At 65.3% G+C, this 24,158-nt stretch carries 12 protein-coding genes; 4 read left to right on the top strand and 8 right to left on the bottom strand.

Translation table 11 applies throughout. The features are described from left to right. Positions 1-141: 141 nt before the first annotated feature. The 3 genes from HNO82_RS20520 to HNO82_RS20530 all read right to left on the bottom strand — a co-directional run bounded on the left by HNO82_RS20520 (position 142) and on the right by HNO82_RS20530 (position 1,368). Positions 142-423, bottom strand: coding sequence for a BrnA antitoxin family protein (locus tag HNO82_RS20520; protein ID WP_175344954.1), 282 nt, complete (start codon positions 421-423; stop codon positions 142-144). Continuing rightward, positions 410-589 (bottom strand): BrnT family toxin, encoded by a 180-nt coding sequence (locus tag HNO82_RS20525; RefSeq protein ID WP_175344955.1) that lies wholly within the window; start codon positions 587-589, stop codon positions 410-412. The genes HNO82_RS20520 and HNO82_RS20525 overlap by 14 nt, the downstream gene beginning before the upstream one ends. A gap of 158 nt (positions 590-747) precedes the next feature. Further along, positions 748-1,368: a response regulator transcription factor gene (locus HNO82_RS20530; protein WP_175344956.1), complete on the bottom strand. Its 621-nt coding sequence runs from the start codon at positions 1,366-1,368 to the stop codon at positions 748-750. Between the two features lie 319 nt (positions 1,369-1,687). Between HNO82_RS20530 and HNO82_RS20535 the strand changes: the two genes are divergently transcribed. Together HNO82_RS20535 and HNO82_RS20540 are read left to right on the top strand one after the other, a co-directional pair. Continuing rightward, positions 1,688-2,389: a YoaK family protein gene (locus HNO82_RS20535; RefSeq protein ID WP_008333262.1), complete on the top strand. Its 702-nt coding sequence runs from the start codon at positions 1,688-1,690 to the stop codon at positions 2,387-2,389. Beyond that, positions 2,386-2,538 carry a hypothetical protein gene (locus HNO82_RS20540; protein ID WP_175344953.1) on the top strand — a complete coding sequence of 51 codons (153 nt, stop codon included), beginning with the start codon at positions 2,386-2,388 and terminating at the stop codon, positions 2,536-2,538. The genes HNO82_RS20535 and HNO82_RS20540 overlap by 4 nt, the downstream gene beginning before the upstream one ends. 10 nt (positions 2,539-2,548) lie before the next feature. On the opposite strand, the gene HNO82_RS20545 is transcribed toward HNO82_RS20540, so the two are convergent. Continuing rightward, complete coding sequence (locus tag HNO82_RS20545) at positions 2,549-3,211, bottom strand: HAD family hydrolase (RefSeq protein ID WP_175344957.1); 663 nt, start codon at positions 3,209-3,211, stop codon at positions 2,549-2,551. A 291-nt stretch (positions 3,212-3,502) separates the two neighbouring features. Between HNO82_RS20545 and HNO82_RS20550 the strand changes: the two genes are divergently transcribed. After that, positions 3,503-4,552 (top strand): hypothetical protein, encoded by a 1,050-nt coding sequence (locus HNO82_RS20550; protein ID WP_175344958.1) that lies wholly within the window; start codon positions 3,503-3,505, stop codon positions 4,550-4,552. A 252-nt stretch (positions 4,553-4,804) separates the two neighbouring features. On the opposite strand, the gene HNO82_RS20555 is transcribed toward HNO82_RS20550, so the two are convergent. Together HNO82_RS20555 and HNO82_RS20560 are read right to left on the bottom strand one after the other, a co-directional pair. Continuing rightward, positions 4,805-18,295, bottom strand: coding sequence for an Ig-like domain-containing protein (locus HNO82_RS20555; protein ID WP_175344959.1), 13,491 nt, complete (start codon positions 18,293-18,295; stop codon positions 4,805-4,807). A 633-nt stretch (positions 18,296-18,928) separates the two neighbouring features. Continuing rightward, a complete protein-coding gene (locus HNO82_RS20560; RefSeq protein WP_008333249.1) occupies positions 18,929-20,233 on the bottom strand; it encodes a UDP-N-acetylglucosamine 1-carboxyvinyltransferase in 1,305 nt (434 codons plus the stop codon). 238 nt (positions 20,234-20,471) lie between these two features. Between HNO82_RS20560 and HNO82_RS20565 the strand changes: the two genes are divergently transcribed. Continuing rightward, positions 20,472-21,626, top strand: a complete 1,155-nt coding sequence (locus HNO82_RS20565; protein ID WP_175344960.1) for a serine hydrolase — start codon at positions 20,472-20,474, stop codon at positions 21,624-21,626. On the opposite strand, the gene HNO82_RS20570 is transcribed toward HNO82_RS20565, so the two are convergent. Beyond that, complete coding sequence (locus HNO82_RS20570; protein WP_175344961.1) at positions 21,607-23,112, bottom strand: GGDEF domain-containing protein; 1,506 nt, start codon at positions 23,110-23,112, stop codon at positions 21,607-21,609. The genes HNO82_RS20565 and HNO82_RS20570 overlap by 20 nt on opposite strands. Positions 23,113-23,230: 118 nt before the next feature. Beyond that, on the bottom strand, positions 23,231-24,157 hold the full coding sequence (locus HNO82_RS20575; RefSeq protein WP_175344962.1) for an L-fucono-1,5-lactonase: 927 nt from the start codon (positions 24,155-24,157) through the stop codon (positions 23,231-23,233). Position 24,158 lies beyond the last annotated feature (1 nt).

Consider the following 24,158-nt stretch of genomic DNA (forward strand, 5'->3'; position numbering starts at 1 on the left):
GGGTGGGGCCGATGGGGTGGGTGAGGGGACGAGATCGGTCAGAAGCACACCCCCAATGAACTGAGAACGCATCTCATGTCTGTTGACGCAATGGGTTCTCAGTGCGAACAGGCATCAAGGCCTTTCGCGCAGCCTGCAATCTCAACGATGCTGCGCAAGCCATTCACGCAATGCGCCGTTCATCCGGCTTTGCCAGCCTGCGCCCTGGCTCTTGAAAGCCTCCAGTACGTCGATATCGAAGCGCATCGTCACTTGGACCTTCGTCCCGCTGCCGGCGGGGCGGCCGCGGCTGCGTGCCGGCTGCATGGCTTCAAAATCCTTGGCCGTCAGGGGGGGATTGTCGGGATCCGACAAGGCCGCCGCAGTGATCGCGGCATCTTCCGCATCGTCAGGGGGAAGCGCCCCTTGTTTAATTTTCGGCATACAGTTGAAACTCCCTTTGATTGGCCTTGCGCAGGCTGATCATGCGCCGCCGGTCATCGGTCCTGATCAGCGCATCGTCCCAATCCATCTCTGCGGCCAGCGCAAGTGAGACGCCATGTTTGGCAAGGTTGGCCGCATCTTTGCCGGAGTCGAATACGATGTCCATACATATTATCGTAGCTACGATAAATATGTGGGGCAAGGATGATCTGCCGCTACCCATAAAGTCGGCACCATAACGCTGGACGAAGTCGAAGGACTTCGAGCCGTCTCGCCTGAGGTGACCGATGGGTGGCCGGAAGGGGGGAGGCGAACCCTGTTCGCCTAGCGCTGCCGCGCCGATTGAATCTGCAAGCGCTCCGCTGCGCGCACCAGGTCGGCCAGGGTTCTGGTCTGCATCTTGTCCATCACGCGACGCTTGTGGACCTTGACGGTGATTTCACTGATGCCCAGCTCGGTGGCGATCTGCTTGTTGAGCAGCCCGCCGATGGCCAGTTCCAGCACTTCGCGTTCGCGCGGCGTGAGCTTTTCCAGGCGCGAGGTGTTGGCGGCCTGCTCCACCCGTTGATGCAGGTTGCGCCCGGCGATGGTCAGGGCATCCTGCACCGCACCCAGCAGACGTTCGTCTTCGATGGGCTTGGTGAGGAATTCATGCGCGCCCGCCTTCATGGCCTGTACCGTGACGGGGATAGTGCCGTAGCCCGAGATGAAGATGACCGGAATGGCATCACCGCGCTGTTCCAGACGCCGTACCACCTCGAAGCCGTCCGAGCCCGGCATCTTCATGTCCAGCAGCAGGCAGCAGGGTGCGCCCGGCAGGGTTTCCCGCAGGAATTCATCGGCCGAGGCAAAGCCGTGTGCCTTCAGACCGGCCGAGGCCAGCAGTCTCAACAGGGCGGTCCTGACCATGCCATCGTCATCAACGACGTATACGGTGCTTTCCATAGTGCCATCCGTCTTGCCGGTTGCAAAAATCCTGGGCCGAACAGGTGCGCGGACCCGCCCGCATCCGCGGGCGCCACTGGCCATGTCGTGCCGTTGTTCAGTTCGCATCATCGGCATTCCGGCCAGGCTTGGATTGTACAAACGTGCTGTTTTTTGTAGAAAATGCCTTTGCCGCATCCAGGTAGACGATCTTGTTGTCGGTCAGGCAAGGAGTCGGTCCCGGTCAGGCTTGTCTTATCCACAGGGATAATGGGCGCACGGCCGCAGCGGTGCTAAGGTGTGCGGCCTGGCTCCCCGCCTCATCACAGCGAGATCCCCCATGCAAGCCGCACAACGCAACCGCCTCCAGTCCTCGGGACTGGCCTTTCTCGCCGCCTATGTCGATACCCTGGGCTTCATCGCGCTGTTCGGCCTGTTCACGGCCCACGTGACGGGCAACTTCATCCTCATCGGTGCCGCCCTGGCCGACAGTGCGCAGATGTCCATCCTGCTCAAGTTCCTGGCCTTCCCGGCCTTCATTGTGGGGGTGGCGGTGGCGCGCCTCTACATCGCCGCCATCCAGCGCCGCGCGGGTCGGGCGCTGGGCTGGTCGCTGCTGCTGCAACTGCTGCTGCTGACAGGCTTCATGCTCTGCGGTATCGCCGCTGCCCCGGTGCAATCGCCCACGGCAGGCTGGGTGATGGCCGCCGGCCTGCTGGGTACGGCGTCCATGGGCGTGCACAGCGCCATCAGTCGCCTGTTGCTGGCGCACCTGGCACCGACTTCGCTGATGACCGGCAATGTCACCCAAGTGGTGATCGATGTGGTGGACATGCTGCGCGGTGCCGCCGATGCCGGGACCACCGAGCGCTGCATCAAGTTCGTGTGGCCGGTACTGTCCTTCGGCGCAGGGGCCATCGCCGCCGCCTTCGCTTATCACGCCATCGGCTTTGCCGGGCTGATGGTGCCGGTGCTTATCCTGGTGGCGCTGGTGGTGTGGGAATTCCGCCAACCGCTGCCGGCCAAGGCGGCAGGGCTGTGAACAAGGCGCGGCTGGAAGCCTTCAGCGATGGCGTCATCGCCATTGCGCTCTCGCTGGCAGCCCACCTGACCGCTACCGCCATCCACGTGCTGCTGGCCCTGTTGTGGTTCCTGCCGGATCATCACGTGGGGGCGGCGCGTCCCGACTGAGGGCGCCGGATCATCCGCCGAGCTTGTCCCACAGCGGCTGGCCGTTGAAGTCGCGGATCACCGCATGGGCGCCGGCCGCACGCAGCCGCGCTTCATCCAGCCCGCCCAGCATGCCGAAGGTCCACACCCCGGCGCTGCTGGCGGCTTTCACACCCGAACTCGAATCCTCGAAGGCCACCGCCTGTTGCGGTGTTCCGCCCAGCAGTCGTAACGCGGTCAGGTAGGGCAGCGGATCGGGCTTGGCACGTTCCAGTTCATCGCCAATGACCAGCGTATCGAAACGACCGGCCAGGCCGGTGGCGTTGAGCATCAGCTCGGCATTGGCGCGCGGTGCATTGGTGACCACCGCCGTGCGCGCGCCGATGCGGGCGATATGGTCGAGCAGGCGCTCAATGCCGGCCGTAGGGACGACCTGCCGCTCCAACTGGGAACGGAACAGGTATTCCTTCTCTTCGGCCAGCGGTTGATATTCCGAGGCCGGCATGCCGGGGAACAGGTGACCGAAGATCATGGCATTGGAGGCACCCATGATGTGGGTCTTGTAGTAATCGAGATCCACCGAGCGGTTCCAGCGCGAGAGGATGGTGTTGAAGGCAGCGTGGTGCAGGGCATCGCTGTCCATGAGCGTACCGTCGAGGTCGAACAGGAAGTGGGTGATGGGAGTTGTGATCATGGGATCCGTAGCAGTGTGAAGCGGCTGTGCCGCGCGGGTGAGCCGCCCATTCTATAAGACCCGGCGCGCCCATGCCGTGCAGTTTTTCGTGGCGAGCCCGGTACGCCTGCATGGTCCGTCTCCTGCATGCCGACTAACGGTATGCCTGCTCTCCTACGCCACCTGCCGAACTGCGCCGATGGCGTCACCGCCGCCGCGCCCCTACAGTCTTCCCGTGGCAATGCCGCCCGGCCCTGCGCTCGCCGCAGAGATCAATCCATCCAGAATCCACCGAGAATTGCGAGCAGACTCATGACCACCTCAAGCATTCATTCCCTTCCAGCGGCCAGTGTCGAGGCCGTCAACAACAACGGTTCGGGCGTCTCCTGGGGCGCCATTCTGGCGGGCGCCTTCGCCGCCGCCGCGCTGTCGTTCATCCTGGTGATGCTGGGCTTCGGCCTGGGCTTCTCCTCCATCTCGCCGTGGTCCGGCCAGGGTATTTCGGCCAAGGCCATCGGTTACTCCACCGCCGGCTGGCTGCTCTTTACCCAGATCGCGGCCTCGGCCATCGGCGGTTTCCTGGCGGGCCGCCTGCGCGTGAAATGGGCGGGTCTGCATACCCGTGAAGTCTATTTCCGCGATACCGCGCATGGCCTGCTGGCCTGGGCCGTGGCCTCGCTGGCCACCGCCGCCCTGCTGGGTTCGGCCGTGGGCAGCGTGATCTCGGGCGGTGCCAAGACCCTGGGTGCCGCCGGTGGCGCGCTGGGGACCGGTACTGTTGCGACCGCAGCGGCCATGGGCCCGGACGGCGCACAACAGGCAGGCAACCTGGCCGATCGTGCCTCGGGATATTTCATCGACTCCATGTTCCGCACCGATACCAACACGACCGCTACCCCCAACGCTGGCGCTGCACCTGCTGCCCCGCTGGCCGCACCGACCCCCGCTGATGGCCGTGAACTGAGCTCGGCCCAGCGCATGGAAGTGGTCCGCGTGTTCGGCTATTCGCTGGCCAACCAGCAGCTGGCGGACAACGACAAGCGCTACCTGGGCCAGCTGGTGGCACGCCATACCGGCCTGTCGCAAGCCGATGCCGACAAGCGCGTGGCCGATACCTTCGCCGCCTACCAGCGCAACCTGGAGCAGGCTGCCGCCAAGGGCAAGGAAGCCGCCGATGCCGCCCGCAAGGCGGCGGCCTATGCCTCGCTGTGGATGTTCCTGGCACTCCTGTGCGGGGCCTTCGTCGCCAGCCTGCTGGCCACTTATGGCGGCCGCCTGCGTGACCGCAACGAACTCTATGGCGAACCGGTCCTGCATCACGAGCGCCATGCTCACCGCGTCGCCGAGCCCGAGCTGCGCTGAAGCGGCGCGACCGGAAACACATCCGCATCCCAACTTTCAAAGGAGACTGACATGGGCGCCATTCTGCTCTGGCTCTTGGGGATTCCCATCCCCATCATCCTGCTGCTGATCCTGTTGTTCTGAGGGTTTCGGCTCGCATGAAGGAAAATGACAAAGGGCGGCCTGGGGCCGCCCTTTGTCGTGGGGTACTACGATTGCCGCTCAGGGCGGGTGAAGCTTTCTGTCAAATTCCCGACCCCGCCCCGACCCGCCTCACAGGCCGAAGATGCTGGCCGTATTGGCGCTGTTGTACATCACGTTCTGCAGCATCAGCGTATAGGTCAGCGTACCCGGTCCGGCCCCGTCCAGATCGATCGTCAGGCGCGTGTCGTTGGCATTGGCATTGGCACCGGCCGAGGCCGTCACGAATCTGGACAGGTTGGCCAGAGTGAGGGTCTGGTTGAAGACCTCCACCTTGTCCACGCCCAGCGTGAAATCGCCCACGGTCGCCGACAGGTTGTCGTTGCGGCCAAAGGACCCGACGATGATCTTGTCCTGACCGGCGCCGGTCTGCACGAAGGTCGCCGCACCGAGGCGGGTAGCGCCGATGGCGATGTCGTCATTGCCGTTGCCGCCCGCGATATCCCCGGCCGATTGCGCCGCCCAGTACCAGCCCAGCTTCAGACCCTGCACCGCGGTCGTCTGTCCGGGGTCGCTGCCGCCCACGCGCGAGGCCGTGATGGTGAGATCACTGTACAGGCCCGGCGCCAGCGACCCGGCCGGCAGCCTGATGGCGAAGTCGCCTGCGGCCACTTCGTCGAAGGCCAGCACCGTGCCGCCCATCGAGATGGTCACCACGTAACGGTCGCCAGCGTTGGCGCCACCGACCTTGCCGGAGAACAACGGCCCCCCCGCGGTATGGCCCGAGGCTTGCGTGGCATCGAGGTCATTGACCACGGCATAGTGGTTCTCCGAGGCATTGAGCGCCTGCGCCGACGCCGGTGCCTGATTGCTGCTGCGTACGGCCAGGTCGGTGAGTGTCACCGCATCGCGACCGGCGGCCACCGAGACATGCTGCGCCGGTCCGCTCACGGTATTGCCCGCCGTATCGGTATAGCGCGCCACGATGTCATGCTCGCCCGGTGCCAGGCTCTGCGCCACCGTCAGGCTCACGGTCTTGTTGCCGGCGCCGACATCGTCACGGGTAAGGACCTTGCGGGCCAGCAGGGTATTGCCCTCGAAGAGCGCCACCACATCGCCCACGGCGGCACGGCTGCCGTCGTAGCCGACCTGGATGGTCGGGGTCTTGTTGGCCCTGCCGGTATCGATCTGGTACAGCAGGCCGATGTTGGCCAGGTCGATGCCGGTGCTGCTCTTGTCCCGGGCGGTCTCGGAGCGGTAAAGGTCCAGGTTGTTCAGGACGTAGCTGCCCAGGTGGTTGATGAACATATCATCGGCCGACTTGCCGGTTTGCCTGACCAGCGTGAAACTGAGCCAGCTGCCCAGCACGCTGGTGCCCCCGCCCTGCTGCATGACGGCCAGTTCCTGACCGGGGGTGGGCGCCTGGTTGAACATTGTGTAGCTCTTCAGGTTGGGGTTGCTCCGGTTGGGATCGCCCATGATGGCGGTGCCGCCCCATTCAGCCGAGATGCCGCGGATGGCCGCCAGGAAGCTGGCCGCACTGGCAAAGCCCGAGGGCAGGGGTGTAGCGACCCCTTCGGACTTGGACAGGTTGTGCGGGTTGGTCGTGGGGAAGAAGACATTGCCGAAGATATCTTCCATCTTCGCCACCCCGTAGGCTTTCTGCGACCCCGACAGCAAGGTCGTGCTCAGCTGGGTCGGCACGATGTTGTCCAGCGACAGCACCACTTCGCCCCGGCCCACGTTGTTGGCCCGGTCCACCACTTCGATGGGGATGGTGCGTCCCACCGCCGGTGGCACGAAGCTGTACCTGAGCGATTCCAGGATGGCCTTGACCTGCAGGCCATCGAGCGCTGCCCCTCCGGTGCGGCTGATGGTGGCCAGGCGGGTGCCGGCCACGTAATGCAGTTCCACCCCGTCTACACCGCCCAGGCTGCCGCTGAAGTCGATGTTGCTGCGCGTGGTGTAGCGCGTGGTGCCCAGGATCAGGTTGTCGTTGCTGGCGTCGTTGCCGCCAGGCAGGGTCAGGCGCACCATGGCGATGTCGTTGGCCATGGGCGCAGCCATCGCACCCTTGATCAACTTGACGCCATTGGCCGCTTCGCCCAGCGTGAAGGACTGGCTGCTCTGTATCTGGATGCCGGGGGTGTTGGCGTCCAGGTCCAGAATCGGGGCGACGGTGTCCACTACCAGGGTGGCGCGCGAGGTGATGCCCGGGGTACCCACCACGGCGGCATTGACCAGCGTGATGTCTACGCTGCGTTCCACATTGGCCTGGCTGAGGCTCATGACCTTGATCGATTCCAGAATGGCTTTGACTTCCGCGCCGGTCATGGGACTCGCAGCCAGTGAGGTCGGGCTTGCGCCTTTTTTGATCACCACCACATCAGGGTTGGCCGTGGTGGTCTGCCAGAAGGTGTTTCTCACACCACCGATGTCGCCACGGAATACACCCGCTAGCGCCGGCGTGCTGGTCGCGGCGACGCCGAAGCCAAAGTCATCCGTATCCCTGTTGAGGCCGTGGAAGCGCAACTGGATTTCAAGGGTGGTCGATGCCGATGGCGCCACCATGTTCTCCACGAAGCGCTCGCCTTCAGAGCTACTGAACGGGAGTTTGGCAGTCGAGTTGATGTAGCGGGTCTTGGCCGTCTGCACCCCGGGCCGGTTGGCGTCCAGATCCACGCCAAGACCGGTGCCATCGGTGCGCACGGTCACCCGGTTCAGGTCGACGCTGCGATGGCCGCTGCCGTCGCCCAGGCTGATGTCGATGCTGCGGGTCTTCACTTCGGTGCTGAAGCCAATGTTCTGCAGACGCAGGGCTTGCAGAACATCGTGCACCTGGTCACCGGTGAAGGCGCTGCCATCGGTCTTGGTGATGGTCACCGTGCTCTTGTTGGCGATCGTCACGAACTTGTAGCTCAGGCCCGCTACCCCGCCAATGCTCCTGTTGTCGACCTGTGCCAGGTTGTTGTTGATGCCGACCGGGCGATCCAGGATCAACGAGTCCACCGGCGAGGCAGTGGCATTGTCGGAGACCAGCTCGATGAAGCGGATGTCGTTGGCCTTCACGGCGGCCAGTTGCGGCATCAGTGAGACACCGTTGCCGGTGGCCACTTCGGCACTGGTGACGGTCATGCTGCGGCTGGCCTGTACGCCCTCGGTGAAGGCGTCCAGGTCCAGTTGCGGCGGCAGGTTGGTGACCATGCGCAGCTTGAGGTCGGCCACTTCGCTGCTCCTGCCCTGGGCATCGATCTGCTTGACCTTGTAACCCCAGGCCGCATCGCGCGTGCCGTTGGCATTGACCAGGCTCACCCCGTCGAGCCGGCTCTGGTGGCCGGAGACCCCATTGTTGCGCAGCAGATCGTCGGCCAGCAGAGTGGCAGGGCGATTGAGCGCCAGCCAGGTCGCTACCGACTCCGGGGTCTGCGCCGACTGGCTGGAGGGCGCTTCGCGGAACCATTCGTTGCCATCATTCCTGCGCGAGATCACGTAGCCACCGCCGATGGCCGACCAGACGAACCAGTCGCCGGCGCCGTTGCCGGTACTGTAGACCGGTCTGCCCGGATCAATGGCAGCCGCACCGGTGGCCAGATAGATCGCGCTGAAGGGTCCGGTACCGCTCTCGCGCAGCGAGCGCACATCGTCCGAAGACAGAAGCGTGTACACGGCATTGGCCGTGGTATTGCCGCCGACGACGGTCTTCAGGCCGCTCACCGTGAGGCTGCGATTGAGATTGAAGCTGGCCTTGCCGAAGTTGTCGACGTTCTTGCGCTCGATCTCGGTGCCATCGTCGCGCGTCAATACCGCCACGCTGCCGCGACGTCCGGCAACCTCCAGCGTCACCGTCTTGTTGGGTCCGTTGGCCGCATCCACGATGACCGTACCATCGGCCAGGGTCTTCAATGGCGAGACCACGTTCACCGTGGGCGCTTCGATACGGGTGACGAGATTGAACTGCAGCACGTCGCTTTCGCTGGCGTTGCCGGCCTTGTCGAGCTGCCGCACCTTCACGCTCTTGGCGCCGTCGGTGTTGCCGCTGCCATCGATGCTGCCCTTGACCTTGAAGCTGTCGCCACTGCCGGCGCTCCAGGTGGTGCCGCCATCCACGCTGTATTCCCAGCGCGACCCGGCTTCGAGGTTGGCCACGCGCACCGTGCCGTCATCGGTGCTGCCCCCGACCGGGGGTTTGACCATGGCCAGGGTCGCCTTGGGGGGCGGCGTCGTGTCCAGCGTGAAGCTGAAGACATCGCTGGGCTCGCTGACGTTGCCGGCTTTGTCCTTGATGCGCAGGCGCACGTTCTTGAGACCGTCCATGCCGCCGTCCTTGCTGCCCTTGATGGGGTTGGACAGACTGCCCCATTCACCGCCGTCGACGCTGTATTCGAAACTCGCCGTCGGCTCGACCGGACCGCTAGGCACGATCTGGCCATTGCTGGTAATGCCGTCGCTGCTGGAGTCGCCCGTGTCGCTCGCCAGTCTCGGTGCCAGCGGCTTGTCCGGTGCGCGCGTATCGAGCGTGAAGCGGAACACATCGCTGGACACACTGATGTTGCCGGCCGCGTCGCGGCTGCGCAGGAGCACACTCTTCTCGCCATCGTTGCCGCCCTGCTTGACGCCCTTGACAGGCTGGCTGATGTCGCTCCAGGTGAGGCCGCTGTCAACGCTGTATTCATAGCGCAGACCGGCTTCGCTGGGGACCGGTGCCTGCAGGCGACCGTCGTTGGTGAGCAGGTCATTGCCGAGCGTGCCGCTGTCGTTGACCAGCGAAGCTGTGCCCGGTTTGACCGGGGCGACGGTGTCGAGCTTCATGGTCAGCACCGCGCTGGTGCTGGTGTTGCCGGCCACGTCGGTCTGCCGTACCCGCAGCTGCTTGTCGCCATCGCCGCTGACGGTGAAGCTGCTGCCGACGCCATCGCGCCAGGTGGTGCCACCATCGGTGCTGTATTGCCAGGTGCTGCCCGCATCCAGGTCCAGCACGTTGATGGTGCCGTTCCTGGTCAGGCGCAGCAGGTCGTCGCCGCTGGTGTTGTCGGCCAGCATCAGGCGCGGGTTGCGCGGCGGCGTGGTATCGATGGTGAAGTCCAGTTTGGCGCTGGCAGCGCTGACGTTGCCGGCACGGTCGATCTGGCGCGCCAGCAGGCTTCTGCGGGTGCCGTTGTCGGTCAGGCTGAGCGTGTTGTCGCTGGCGATGTCCTGGGAGGACCAGTTCAGGCCCCCGTCCAGGCTGTATTCCCAGGTGGCGCCGTTCTCCAGGCCTTCGATGCGGATGGTGCCATCGTTGGTGATGCCATCGCTGTTGCTGCTGCCGGAATCGGTGCGCAGACGCAGTGTCGGGGCATTGGGCCTGATCGTATCCAGCGTAAAGTTCAAGGCAGCGCTGTCGGTGCGGTTGCCCGCCAGGTCGAACTGACGCACGATGACCGTCTTCTGGCCATCGCCGGCCGGCAGGGTCAGTCGGCTGCCGCTGCCGGCGGTGAAGCTGGCGCCGCCATTGAGCGAATATTCCCAACGGCCCAGCGCTTCCAGACCCTCGATGTCGATGTTGCCGCTATTGCTGAACAGGCCCGTGCCAGCGTCTCCGCGCGCACCGGCCAGTACCAGCCGGGGTGCGACCGGTGGCGTGGTGTCCAGCGTGAAGCTCAGGCGGCTGACATTGCCGGCGTTGCCGGCCTGATCCAGCTGGCGTACTTCCACGTAGAGGTTGCGGTTCTGGTTGGCAGCGGCGCCGCCCGGGTTGAAGCTGTCGCCGGTACCGTTGATCCAGTCCGGATTGTCGGTGAAGTCGTTGCGGTTGACGCGCCATTGCCAGCTGGCATTGGGCTCCAGACCGGTCACGCGGATGGTGTCGCTGTTGGTCACCGGCAGTTCATTGATGGTACCGCCAATGGTGGCCAGGGCGATCGCCGGTGCAGCCGGGGCCGTGGTGTCCAGCGTCATGTGCAGGCTCTGGGCGGTGCTGCGGTTGCCGGCGCTGTCGATCTGCCGCACGCTGATGGTGTGCGGTCCCTGTTGGGTGACCAGGAAGCTGTTGCCCGAACCGGTCTGGAACGGACCATTGTCGATCTGGTACTCCCACTGCGCATCCGCAGCGACGTTGGTGACGGTGACCTTGCCCTGGTTGGTGACGCCATCGGTGGCCGAGCTGCCGGTGTCCTGCTCCAGCCTGACCAGCAGGTTGGCCGGCGGGGCCACGGTGTCGATGCTCAGCTTGTGGGCCACCCTGATCGAATCCACCCCGGTGCTGGTGTTGCGGGCCTGCAGATGCAGGATCTTCTCGACGCCATCGGCGTTGTCGGCATTCAGGCGCGCCCAGTCGCTGCTGGTGAGGCTGTAGCTCCAGATCCAGCGGTTGTTGCCATCGTTGGTTACGGTGATGCCGCTCTTCATGACCGTGCCATCGGGATAGAACAGCGTGAGCACATCGTTTTGTCCGGCGCTGCCGCTCAAGGTCACGCCGGCCTGGCGTTCGGCCAGGTTGATCACGTCGTCGCCGGCCACCACGTTCCAGGTCGGCACACCGGTCACGCTCAGCACCAGGGTGCGCAACTGGCCGAAGCTGGTGAGGGCGCTGCCGTTGTCGGGCAGGTTCTCCAGCTGCTGGCGGATCGAGGCGAGGGCGGCGGCGTCCACCGTCAGGCCGATCAGGGCGAAGTCGGCCACTTGCAAGGGGTCGGCATTGCGCCCCTGTTCGGCCAGCGCGAGTTTGTTCACCAATGTAACTAACTGCTGGATTTCCTGCGGGGTATCGACCGCACTGGCGGTGCGGCTGTCCACCAGCGAACTGAGCAGTTGCACCGCATTGCCGGTGGTACCGGGGGTGATGGTGTCGAGCGCCTTGAGCGCACTCATGTCCACCCCGATGTGCTCGAAGTCTTCCAGCTTGGCCAGATTGGCCGCAGGGGTGTTGTCGGCCGTGCCATCGGCCTGTTGCAGCAGCAGCCGGTAAGAGTCCACCACGGCTTGCAGGGCATTGAGCCTGGCGATGGTCGTGCCGGTGACGGCGCCCGTGGCCAGCGCGGCATTGACGGCCTCGCGGTGGCCGGCATTGTCGCTGATGCCGGTGATGGCCAGGTCCTGGTAATCGGCCAGGGTGGGGGCTGCGCCGCCATTGTTGTCGGCATAACTGCGCACACGTCCATAGGCGGCGCGGACGCTGGTGGCCAGCGCCTGCAGTTCGCCCAGGGTGTCGAAGTCGGCAACCCCCTTGGTTTGCAGCACGGCCACGAAGGCATCGCGTTCTTCCGTGCTCAGGGTGCGCACGCCGAAGGTATCGAACTCGCTGACGGCGGGCGCGTTCATGACCGGTTGGTTGCGCGGCTGTCCGGCCAGGCCGATCAGCCTGGTCACGCTGGCGCCGAGGGCCTCGAGCCTGGCCGGAGTGGCGACCTCGGCGGCCTGCACGCTGTCGATGAGCGAGGTGAACAGCGAGAACACGGCTGCGTCCTTGGCCTCGCCGCTGCCGCTGGGCTGGGTCACGCCGGCCACGTTGAGGCCGATGTCGCGGAACTGCTGGGCGGTGAGCGCCACGCCGGTGTCGCCGGCGTGGCCATTGGCGCTGTCGAGGATGGCGTTGTAGGCCACGACGACGCGCTTGATCTCGGCCGGGGTATCGGCCTGGGCGGCACTGATGCCGGGACCATGCAGGGCAGCATTGATGGCCCCCACGCGCTCGGCGGTGACCAGGGCGGCACGTACGCCACCGGCATCGGCCTCGCTCTTGACCAGGCCGATGGAGCGGTAGTCCTCGGCCGTGGGGGCCGGGGCGCCGGGCTGGCCGGTTTCATCGGCGTAGAGCCGGATCTTTTCCTGTGCTGCACCGGCCCGCGTGGCCAGGCTCTGCAGGCTGCCCAGGCGACTGACTTCGCTGCCGTCGCTGCGGCTGGCGGCGATGGCCGCGAGGATGGCCGGCAGATGGTGACCGGCCACGCCGCTGGCATCGGTGTAGGGCGTCAGGGTCACGCCCAGTTCCTGCAGTTCGGCGGCGTTCAGGCCAGTGCCGACGATGCCGGTGGCTGCCAGCATGCGCAGCGCACCGATCACGTCCAGCAGGTGGCTCAGCTTGGCCGGCAGGGGCAGTGTGGTACCGGCGTGATTGCGGCCCAGGTCGACGAAGGGACGGGCGGTGATGCTGTCGATGAGCAGTTCCATGGCGGCCGGGCCGGCATTGACCACTTCGCTGTGCGGCAGGCCCAGCGCTTCCAGATCGGCGGCGCTCGGGCGAGCGCTGGCCAGCGGCGTGTGACCGGCCGTGTTGTCGACCACGTGCTGGGCGGCATCGATGATGGTCTGCAGCAGCGCCGGGGTGTTGGCGCGGCTGGCATCGATGGCCGTCGATTGCAGGGCCTCGTTGACCAGCTTGAGGTATTCGGCGCTGCTGTTGCTGCCGTTGACCGGCAGGCTCAGGCCGACCGCTTCCAGATCGACGGCACCGAGGGGCTCGCTGCCGTTGTCCTGGGCCACTCTGACGATGCGGTTGCGCGCAGTGGCAGCGGCATCGGCCAGCTGTTGCAACTGACTCAGCGACACCAGGGCGCTGCCGTCATTGGGCGTGCTTTGCAGCTTGTTGAGCAGGAAGGGGAGGTTGTCGGCATTGACCGCGTTGATCCCCAGCCATTGCAGCTCGATGACGCTGAGCGCACTGGCCGGTACCGGGTAATGCGGTGGCGTGCTGCCGGGCAGCGGGCTCACGGCGGCCAGCTGCATGAGCTGCTCCACCGTCAGCGCCAGCCGGTTCAGGCCGGCGATGGTGTTGATCTTGACCGAATCGGGCTGTGCGTGGATGACGCTGTTCAGCAGTTGCAGCGCCTGAGGCGCATTGACGGCCGGCAGCTGCACGCCGATGTTGAGGTAATCCTCGCTTTGCGGGGCGGTGCCGGCGGCATTGCGCACATAGGCCATCACTCTGGCATAGCTGCTGGCGATGGCGGCCAGTTCCTCGATACTGTTGACGCCGTTCACGTCGTGGGTGGCGGCGCTGTCCTCCGAGCGCGGTGCGCGGGTGACCGGATCGACGCTGTTGCCCTTGACCCGCACCGCATCCAGGAAGGCCAGCCGGGTGGCCTCATCGGCGATGTCCGCCAGCCCCAGGTTCTGCAGTCGGGCCAGGCTCAGGGTCACGCCCTGCTGCGGCGAGACCGGATCGGTCGCGCTTTCGCGGGCCAGGCGGATCAGGTCGCCCACGGTGGCGGCCAGACGCACCTGTTCGGCACCAATGGCCGAGGTGGCCAGGGCGGAATTGATGGCGCCCACCAGCTGGTTGTCGTCCACGCCGGTGACGCCGATGTTCTTGTAGTCGGCCAGGGTGGGGGCGCTGTTGCTGTTGTCATCGGCATACAGGCTGATGCGCTGGGCGCTGCCCAGGGCATTGCCGATGCGGGTCGACAGGGCGGCGAGGGTGGTGACTTCGCTGCCGTCATCGGCGGTGGCGGCGATAGCCGGCAGGACGATGCGCAACTGCTCGGTGTTCAGTTCCGGGTTCACGTGCAGGCGCTTCCACTCGTCGGCGCTGAGGGTGTCGGGCTGGCCGGCGGCAATGCGGATGACGCGACTGACGATGTCGGCCAGGCTGTCGAGCTCGGCGACGGTGTCGACTTCCTCGCGGCTGCTGCGGTCGATCACATTGCCCAGCAGGGTGGCGGCGTTCTGCCGTGCTGCCGTATCGGCTACGCCGGGCAGGCGCGCCTGCAGGCTCTTGACGCCGACCTGGCTGTAGTCGGCCTCGGTGGGCAGCGCGGTGGCGTTGCTCACGCCATCGGCGGCCGCCAGGATCAGGTTGTAGGAGCGCACCAGGGCGGCGATCTTGCTCCAGGAATCGACGGCTTCCACACCCACCTTGAAGAGCGCATCGTTGATCGACGCCAGGTTGGCCGGGGTGACCTGGGTCCCGGCGGCCTGCAGCAGCGGATTGTCGTACTGCGCCAGGGTGGGCACCAGCAGCGCCGGGTTGTCCGGATCGATGGGGCTTGCATGCTGGGCGTAGTTCATCAGCACTTGCAGCGTACCCAGGTCGAGGGCGACGACGGCGCGGATCTCGGCCAGGGTATCGACCACGCCCTGCACGGTGGTCGGGCGCAGCGAAGCGGGCACGTCGCGCAGGGCGGCGGCCAGGCGGGCCACGTTGTCGGCGGTGACGCCGCGAATGCCCAGCACGCTGAAGTCCTGCGGCGTGAGCGGGGTGGCCAGGTTGTTGCCGGCGGCATGCTCGGTCACCCGCTGGGCGGCCGCAGCGATGGCTTCCAGCGCGGTCGTGGCGGCCACGTCATTGAGCGGCTTGCCATCGATGACCTGGCCCGTCACGCGGGCGGCGGCCTGGCTCAAGGGCGTGCTCACGCCCAGCACGGTGTAGTCGGCGGCGCTGGGCAGGGCGGCATCGGCCGTGTTGCCGGGGGTGCCATCGGCCAGGGCAGCCACGCGCGCGGCCGCCTCCACAATGGTACGCAGCGCAGCCACGGTATTGGTGCGGCTGGCCGGCAAGGACTTGAGGGCGGCATTGGTGAGTGCAAGGGTGGCCTGCTGATCGGTGCCGGGGATGGCCAGACGTTCGAAGTCGGCGGTGGTCGGGGCCGGGTTGGTGTCGTTGTCGCCATACACCGAGGTCTTGGCCAGGACCGTATTGGCAGCGGTGACGACGTTGCTGACCAGGGTTCTCAGGCTGGCGGCGTCATTGACCTGCTCCGGGTCAGCGGTGGCGGCCACGGCGCGCAGGATGGCCGGCAGCAAGGCCGGATCGACTACGGTGCCGGTCAGATCGGACAGGCGGGTGGTGCCGTTGCTCTTGAGCAGGCCGAGCCGCACCTGTTCCGGCGCCTGGTCGCGCGCGATCTGTGCATCCTGCAGCCTGGTCTGGGCGGCCGTCAGGCTGGCCTGGCGGGTCGGCTTGTCGGCTGCGCTGGCGCTGTCATAGGCTTCCTGGGCGGCGATGACGGCGGCCTTGGCTTGAGTGAGCGCCTGCTCGCGGCTGGCCAGCAAGACCACCTGCTCGATCACGCGGGTGCTGTCGGCCACGAAGCTCTGGGTGCTGTCGGTGAAGTTGCCGGCCGCGTCGATCTGGCGCACCTGCAGGCGCGCCTTGCCGTTGCCTTGCAGGGTCTGGCCGATCAGTCTGAGCTGGTCGCCGCTTTGCCAGCGCACCCAGTTGCCGGGCGTGAGCGCCTCCTGGCTGCCGTTGGCGTGGACCAGTTGCAGCGTGTTGCCATCGGTGCCGCTGCCGGCCAGCAGGCGCAGGTGCACCTCGGCGCCGTTCTCCAGAGGCAGCTGCGGCGAGAGCAGGATGCCGGTCTGGCTGGAGATGCCGTCGGCGCTGCTGATGCCATCATCACCGCTGGCCTCCATGCGCAGTGGCACCTGGGCCGGTGCGGTCTTGTCCAGGGTGAACTTGAGCTCGCTGCCCAGTTCGCGGGTACTGCCCTGGGCAACCCCCGATTGGGCGGCGGTCCGCACGATGCGCGCCTTGAGCCAGACCTGGCCTTCGGTCAGGGGGAGCTTGCTCGAGACGTAGCCCACCTGGCCATTGCTGTCGGGTGCCGTGGCCTTCAGATCGGCGGGGGTGAACCAGTTGCCGTAGACCGGTGCATTGTTGGCGCCGGTGGTGGTGGTGGCGAACTGGAATTCCAGGCGTTCCTCCGGCTTGAGCACACGCGTGAGCAACACGCGTACCGCAGCGTCGTTGGTGACCCTGTCGCTATTGCTGCCCAGCGCGGTGGTGTCGCCGTCTGCGCCGCCATAGAAGCTATCGTTGACCAGCGCGACCTTGTTGTCGGCGAAGTCAGTCAGGCCGGGCGGGGTGACGACGTCGATGTGCACGTCGGCATTGCCCTTCCAGACATTCTGGTTGCTGCGGCTGGTGTCGCCGTCGGTCACGGTCACGCGTGCGGCGACCGGCTGTTCGCGCGTCATCTGCTTGAACAGATCGAGCGCGGCCTGGTTGGCGCGCAGTACGGCAATGCCGTTGCCGTCGGCAATGCTCGTCGGCAGCCTGACGACGATTTCCTGCCCTTGCGCGTTTTGACCGATCAGGGTCACTTCCACTCTGGCCTGGGGCGGCGCCTTCACCGCCAGGCCGCCATTGCTCAGTTCGTTCTCATCGAGTACCAGCTTGCCATCGGCCGGTGCTTGCCAGGGTGAGGCACCGGGCGTCGCATTGCGGATCAGGATGGTGGGTTCGAGGATGCCGATGTGGTTTGTCAGCAGATGGTCGTTGACGGTGCTGCCGTCGGGCAGCTTCTGCAGTGACGCCAGGCGCTCGCGCGCCTGATTGCGCTCGGCTTCGCTCAGCGTGGGGTCGTTGGCGAGGGTGTTGAGGCGCTCGTTGAAGAGGTCGGACTGGGTGACGGTATCGCTCCATTTGGGCTTGGTGGCATCGTCGAATTGCAGACTGTCGGCCAGTTTCCGGATCGCCGTGCCCTGGTCGGGATAGCGGGCGGGATCGGTCTGTGACAGGTTGGAGATGGCCTTGAGAGCAATGCCATAGTTGCGCGCAGCAGTGCTGCCGCGGGCGAAGTCCGGATTGACCACGGCCGCGCCGTTGCTGTCGGTGATGCTGGTGGCCAGTACTTCGCCGGCCGTGATGTTGACCTTGAACAAGGCGCTCACCGCCGCATTGGCGTCGGTGGCCTTGGTGACGCTGATCTGGCTGGCGGCCAGGTTGGTCTGGCCCGCACTCAGGCCGGCCTTGAGCACGGCCAGCTCGGTCAGCGCGGTGACGTTGATGGTCTGGTTGCTGCCATCGGCCAGCACGACCGAACGCAGCACGGTGTTGCCCAGGTCGGTGATGCGCAGGGTGGCTTCATCGGCGAAGTTGTCGGCCACGCCCGGGGTGTTGTCGCGCACGGCCAGCAGGATCAGGCCCTTGTAGTCGGGTTGGTCCAGCACCAGCGAATAGCGGCCATTGATCACCGGCACCGGCTTGCCGATCACGTTGCCCTGACTGTCGTAGGCGGTGATGGTGGCATTGTTGAGCGGACCCAGAACGGTGGCGCCGGAGAGCGTGGTGCCCGCTTTGGGCACTGCGGCCGCCCCCGACTGGCCGCCACCACCGCCGCCGCCACCACCGGCTGCCGCTGCCAGCAGGCCCAGGCCACCGGCGACCACCGGCCAGGAGAAGGACAGGCCGCCGCCATTGTCGGCGGCTTCGGCGCTGCTGCCCTCGGTGAGGGAAGAGGATGGGATGGTCGATTTCTGCGCCACGTCGGTCGCAGCCACCGGCTGCTTGAGGGCGCCATCACTGGCCAGGGTGGCCACGGGCTTGCCGTCGTCGATCTCCGCTCGGGCCTCGGCTTGTTCTTCGTCCTTGTCTTTGGCGGTGTCCTTGGCCTTGACCACGCGCTTGATGCCATAGCGCTTGACTTCACTGGTCATGAGGGGAGCGGTGGCATCGCTGGCGACTTCAATGTGGTTCAGCTTCTCGAAGACATCGCCCAGGGCGACGTCGCCGTCGGCGAATTCCAGGACCAGCTGCGGTGAGTTCACGGCGGTCACGGCGCCACGGCTGATGATGATCTTGTGACCGTTCTCCATCACCAGGGCCAGGTCGTTGTCGATGGCGCGCACATCCTTGATGTCGCGCTTGTTGATCGTGCGCAGCAGGGTGCTGGCTTCGGTCAGATTCAATACGGTAACGCTCATGTTGTCTGCTCAGTCGTAGAAGGCGCACCGGATCGCATCATCCGGCACACATGTTGATCACGACTACGCCAACCGCAGGGCGCACGAGTCCAGGCCGCTCTCCGGGGAGGGCAGCGCGACGTTCATTGCGGTTGAGACAGGACTGTCCGGATCAAAGCTCTGCTCTCGGATCAGTGGGGCGAAGCCTGTCTCGGTGGTGGTAGGTGAAGGGGTTTCTGCAGGGGGCGGTCAGCCTTGTCTTGTTCTCTCGTGGCTTGACCGCATCCTCCTCGCATGACCTGTACTTCCGCCACGGCGTAGATTAACGGCGGAAACTATGCGGCTGCAGTTGGCAGAGAGCTATCGAAATAATTCGATATTTCCTGCCTAGAAGCAGTTGTTCTGACAGCTTCCAAAAACCTGACAAGGCCCGTGGAAATACGGCAAAACAAAAGGGTATTCGTGCAGAAACAGGTGACCGGAAGGATGCCGATGATCGCATCCGATGTCCTCGGCAAGAGTGACTGCGCAGCGGGACAAATCCGTGCACTGCGAACGGGGATCTGCAGGATGAAAAGCCCTTCTCCTGTCCTGCGAAAAGGGGACGCCTGGCGTCCCCTTCGATGTCGGTTCGGGCCTGGGCCGTGGCGGGGATCAGTCTTCTTCGACCCAGTCCACCACCGCGCCCAGCGAGCGCAGGTTTTCCACGAACTTGGGATGAGCGCGCCGGATCGGCAGGGCGTTGCGGATTTCCGAGCGGCCCTCGATGCTGGCGGCCACCATGAACAGGGCAATGGCCACGCGGATGATGTAGGGGCTCTCCACCGAAGCCGGTGACAGCGGCAAGCCGCCGAAGGTGATCAGGCGATGTGGATCGCCCAGGAACACGTGGGCACCGAACTTGGAGAGCTCGCTGCTCCAGCCCATGGCGCCATCGTAGATCTTGTTCCAGAACATGGTGTTGCCCTCGGCCTTGACCCCCAGTGCGATGAAGATGGGCAGCAGGTCCACCGGCAGATAGGGCCAGGGCGCGGCTTCCACCTTGGTCAGGATGTTGCTGGTGAAGGGTTTGACGACCTTCAGCGGCCCGTTCTGGCGCGTGTGCGACCAGCCGTTCTCATGCACCACTTCCACGCCGAACTTGGCGAAGGTACGGTCGATCAGCGGGAACTGTTGCGGGGCGCTGTTGCGCACGCGCACCTGGCCGCCGGTGATGGCGCCCATGGCCAGGAAGGTGGCGATCTCGTGGAAATCCTCATCGAAGCGGAACTCGCCACCGCCCAGCGGCTGGCCGCTGCCGCGCACGCTCACGCGCGAGGTGCCGATGCCATCGATCTGCACGCCCATCATCGCCATGAAACGGCAGAACTCCTGCACGTGCGGCTCGGAGGCGGCATTGGTGAGCACCGATTCCCCGTCGGCGGCAGCCGCGCAGAGCACGAAGTTCTCGGTGGTGGTGACCGAGGCATAGTCCAGCCAGTGATGATTGGCCTGCATGCGGCCGGCGCTGCGGATGATGAGCGAGTCGGGACTGCTCTCCACCTGCGCCCCGAAGCGCTGGAACACCTCGACGTGCGGATCAATCTCGCGCACGCCCAGGGTGCAGCCCTTGACGTCGTTTTCCAGCCGCGCCACGCCGAAGCGCGCCAGCAGCGGCGGCACCAGCATGATGGACGAGCGCATCTCCTCCGGCAGATGGTGCAGCTTGGGATCGAAACGGGTATCGCGGTGATGCAGCTCCAGCACGCCGCTGGCATAGTCCACCTGCACCTGGCTGCCGAGCACGCGGAAGATCTCCAGAATCTTCTTGACGTCGGTGATCTCGGGAATGCCGATCAGGCGCAGTGGCTGGTCGGTCAGGAGCGTGGCACAGAGAATGGGCAGGACGGCATTCTTGTTGGCGGAGGGGATGATGTCGCCGCGCAGCGGGCGGCCGCCGTGTACGATGAGATTGGACATGAGGAAATCGTTGATTCAGTCGGACGGAGTGCGCCGGGAGCAGCCTGCCCCGGCCAGCAATGGACAGATTATGCGCCGCCGGGTTGCAGCCGGGGAAGTAAATTGTGGCGGCGGGGGGACTTGTCAGTTTGTCATATTGTTCATTTGTCGTTATACACAGCTGAAGGGTGCTGCATCAAAAGCCAAGTTTCCGTATCATGACTGGTCTTGGATGAGCGCCCGACTAAGGTTTTCGACGATGTTTTGCACGCAGCAGTCCCGTTCCGGTAATGATTTCCCCTTTTTTCAGCTGATTCTGCCTGGCCTGCGCCGCGCCGGCGTGCTGGTCCGTTTGCTCATGTGCAGCGTGCTGCTGCTGGCGCTGACGGCCTTGTCGGGCAAGATCAGCGAGGCCCAGGCCGCCGGTTCCACGGCCGGCAAGCATCGGCCTGCCAGTAGCGGCGCCAAGGGGCGCAAGCGCAGCGTACGCAAGAAGGCCGTCGCTCCCGCCAAGGCCCGCGTGCCGGCCCGCAGCCGCCGTCGCAGCCATGCAGCCGCAGCCGCTGTGGCGGGCACGGCGGCTGTTGCGGCCAAGGCTGCCACCCCGGCCATCACCACCAACACCAAGCCCGAGCTGTTGTCGCGCTGCGGCTTCACGGAAGCCTCGCGCCGCCACCTCTTCTCGCGCGGGGTGTATGTACTGGATGAACAGACCAATACGCCGCTCTTTGAGCGCGACGCCGATACGGTCGCGCCCATCGCCTCGGTGACCAAGCTGATGACGGCCATCGTCTGGCTGGACCAGAAATCGCTGCCCATGGCCAATCGCCTGGAGGTGACCGAAGACGACCTGGACACCCTGAAGTTCACCTATTCGCGCCTGAAAGTGGGGGCCAGCCTGTCGCGTGCGGATATGCTGCATATCGCGCTGATGTCCTCGGAGAACCGCGCGGCTGCGGCCATGAGCCGTGACTATCCCGGTGGCCGCCCGGCCTTCATCGCCGCCATGAACGCACGCGCCCAGGCGATGGGCATGACCCATACCCATTTCGAGAATGCCACCGGCCTGTCGCCGGAGAATGTCTCGACCCCGCGCGAGCTGGCCGAACTGGTCAAGGCGGCCAACCGCTACCAGCTCATTCGCAACGATTCACTGGACAAGCAGAAGATCATCAACATCGGTCGCGGGCAGTTGCAGTACATCAATTCCAACCGTCTGATCCGCTACGGCCAGGTCAATGCCACGGTACAGAAGACCGGCTTCATCAACGAGTCCGGCCACAACATGGTGCTGCGCCTGCTGGTGCACGACCGCCGCCCGGTGATTGTCACCATGCTGGGCAGCGGGACGGCCAATGGCTCGCGCCTGGATGGCGTGCGCATCGCCAAGTGGCTCAACTGTTCGCTGAACTGAGCTGCCACGCGGCCGGCACCACTTCGGTGGGCGCCTGGTACAGCACCACGCGGTTGCGGCCGTCCCGCTTGGCCTGGTAGAGCGCCTGGTCGGCCGCCTTGACCACTTCCTCGATGCTGCGATGGACGCCCCGCTCCAGGCAGGCCACGCCGATGCTGATGGTGAGTCGGCCGCAGGGGCTGCGCTCATGCGGGATCTTCTGCGCCTGCAGCGCCGCGATGATGGTCCTGGCCACGTGCAGGGCGCCCTCGGCATCGGCTTCATCGAGCAGCACCACGAATTCCTCCCCGCCATACCGTCCTGCCCGGTCGAAATGGCGCGAGACCGCGCTCCTGATGCAGCGGGCCACGGCCACCAGGGCATAGTCACCGGCCTTGTGGCCATAGGTATCGTTGTAGAGCTTGAAGAAATCCACATCCGTAAACAGCACCGCAAAGCGTGCGGCCTGGTTGCGCTGGCATTTGTGCCAGGCTTCCTGCAGGCCCTCGTCCAGGGCGCGGCGGTTCAACAGCGTCGTGAGCTTGTCGGTGCGGGCCTGTTCTTCCAGTTGCTGATCCAGCTTGCTGCGGCGAAAGAATTCCTCGCGCAGCAAGCTCATGAGATAGACGCTGGCGGTACTGAAGACGGCCAGCAGGAACAGCACCGCGTACAACATGCGCATCCACTCGCGGAACAGCGTCTGCTTGGTCTGGCCGATGAAGACTACCCAGCGCGTCTTCGGCACGCGCACGTAGGAGTACAGACGTTGTACGCCATCCTGCAGGGAACGCGTGAAATAGCTGCCTTCGGCGGGGGACGTCGAGGCCAGCAGTTTTTGCAGCTGCGGGGCATTCTCCAGCACGGAACCGATGAAGGCATCGTCATAGGGCACCCGCATGTAGGCCACACCGTCCACCGAGTAGAGCGACATGACCGCATGCTTTTCCAGCGACATGGCCTCGAACAGCTGCCGGAAGTAATCCAGGTAGAGCACCATGAAGACGATCCCGGCAAAGCTGCCATCGGCATGCACCAGACGCTTGGACAGGACGATCACCTGGGCGCGCCGCTCCAGCCTGACGGACTGCGGTGGCGAGATATAGAGGGTGGTCGCCGCATCCTGACGTGCCATGTCGAAGAAATCGCGTCCGGAAAAACTGCCGGGCATGATCTGCTCCAGTATCGGTGAACCGACCACCAGTGTCCCCTCGGCATTGACGATACCCTGGGCGACGATATAACCGGCTTCCACTTTTTCGCCCAGCAGGAATTCCAGTTGCTGCTGCACCGGCATGCTGTGCAGTTGGGTATGCCGGTAGCGCCAGGCCACGCTGTCCAGGTCCAGCGAGAGCAGTTCCATGTTGCGCGAGATCGAGCGCTGCGCGATACGTGCCACGTTGAGGGCATGGTTGATCGAGGTGCGCTCTACCTGCCTGTAACTTTGGTAGAGCACCACACTGGTGACGACCACTGCCATGAGCATCAGCGAGCTCACCAGCAGGGTCATGTTGCGTTTGAGGCGTTTGATTTTTTGTCTCCCCGTACCTTGTCATGACAAAGCGTTCCCTGGCGCAATATCGCACCGTGAAAATCGCTTGGCAATGAAAAGGAATCCGGGAAGAAGCTTATGACATCAGGCCATAAATCCGGGCCGAGGATTCGCCCCACAAGGCGTCCTGGTCAGCAGGCGAAAGGCGACGGGCGGCCCATTCCTGCACCACCGCCACCACCCGCGCATAGGAAGCGGCCAGCAGGCATACCGGCCAGTCCGAACCGAACATGAGGCGCTGCGGACCGAACAGCTCCAGCGCCGTATCGAGGCATTGCACGATGTGATCGAAGTCGCGCGTGCACAGGCCGCGCAGCCAGTCGGCTTCGGTCAGCAGGCCGGAGATCTTGCAGACCACGTGCGGCATGGCGGCCAGTTCGCGCAATTGCTGGCGCCAGCGTTCGTAGGCGGCGCGGCCCTTGCGGAATTCCTTCAGGGCCGGCTTGCCGAGATGATTCAGGACCACCCAGTGCTGGTCATGCAGCGCGCAGAGCTGGCGCAACTGCGGCAGGTGGCGCTCATGGGTGAGCACCTCCAGCACGTAGTCGCGCTCCTGCAACCAGCGCACGCCGTCATTGAATCGCGGGCAGGCCAGCAACTGTGCGGCGTCATCGTCCTCCTGCATGGGGTGACGCAGGCCCAGCATCTTCTGGCGACCCCACTGTTCCATGCGCTCGGCCAGTTGCGGCGCGGCGATGTCATCCCAGGCGATGACGCCGGCGATGCGCGCATCCCGCCGCGCCATCTCCAGCAGGAAGCTGGTTTCCTCGCGGCCCGGACGGGCCTGCACCGTGATGGACGCATGCAGGCCCTGCGCTTCCAGCAGGGGCTGGAACTGGTAGGGCAGGCGGTCTTGCGCCAGCAGGTCCATGCCGGTACCGATCCAGGGATAGTCCTCGGAACGATAGCGCCAGAAGTGCTGGTGCGCGTCGATGCGCATCGGCCCCTTGATCCTTCTCACCGGGGCCGGTGGCATGCGCAACTCACGATGCAGGGTCAGCATG

It is taken from the genome of Herbaspirillum sp. C9C3 (genome assembly GCF_013359625.1).
Lineage (GTDB): Bacteria > Pseudomonadota > Gammaproteobacteria > Burkholderiales > Burkholderiaceae_D > Herbaspirillum.

What these genes read in the sequence shown, in the direction of transcription:
- HNO82_RS20520 (WP_175344954.1), bottom strand. Translation starts at nt 423, where the DNA reads ATGCCGAAAATTAAACAAGGGGCGCTTCCCCCTGACGATGCGGAAGAT.
- HNO82_RS20525 (WP_175344955.1), bottom strand. Translation starts at nt 589, where the DNA reads ATGGACATCGTATTCGACTCCGGCAAAGATGCGGCCAACCTTGCCAAA.
- HNO82_RS20530 (WP_175344956.1), bottom strand. Translation starts at nt 1,368, where the DNA reads ATGGAAAGCACCGTATACGTCGTTGATGACGATGGCATGGTCAGGACC.
- HNO82_RS20535 (WP_008333262.1), top strand. Translation starts at nt 1,688, where the DNA reads ATGCAAGCCGCACAACGCAACCGCCTCCAGTCCTCGGGACTGGCCTTT.
- HNO82_RS20545 (WP_175344957.1), bottom strand. Translation starts at nt 3,211, where the DNA reads ATGATCACAACTCCCATCACCCACTTCCTGTTCGACCTCGACGGTACG.
- HNO82_RS20550 (WP_175344958.1), top strand. Translation starts at nt 3,503, where the DNA reads ATGACCACCTCAAGCATTCATTCCCTTCCAGCGGCCAGTGTCGAGGCC.
- HNO82_RS20555 (WP_175344959.1), bottom strand. Translation starts at nt 18,295, where the DNA reads ATGAGCGTTACCGTATTGAATCTGACCGAAGCCAGCACCCTGCTGCGC.
- HNO82_RS20560 (WP_008333249.1), bottom strand. Translation starts at nt 20,233, where the DNA reads ATGTCCAATCTCATCGTACACGGCGGCCGCCCGCTGCGCGGCGACATC.
- HNO82_RS20565 (WP_175344960.1), top strand. Translation starts at nt 20,472, where the DNA reads ATGTTTTGCACGCAGCAGTCCCGTTCCGGTAATGATTTCCCCTTTTTT.
- HNO82_RS20570 (WP_175344961.1), bottom strand. Translation starts at nt 23,112, where the DNA reads ATGACCCTGCTGGTGAGCTCGCTGATGCTCATGGCAGTGGTCGTCACC.
- HNO82_RS20575 (WP_175344962.1), bottom strand. Translation starts at nt 24,157, where the DNA reads ATGCTGACCCTGCATCGTGAGTTGCGCATGCCACCGGCCCCGGTGAGA.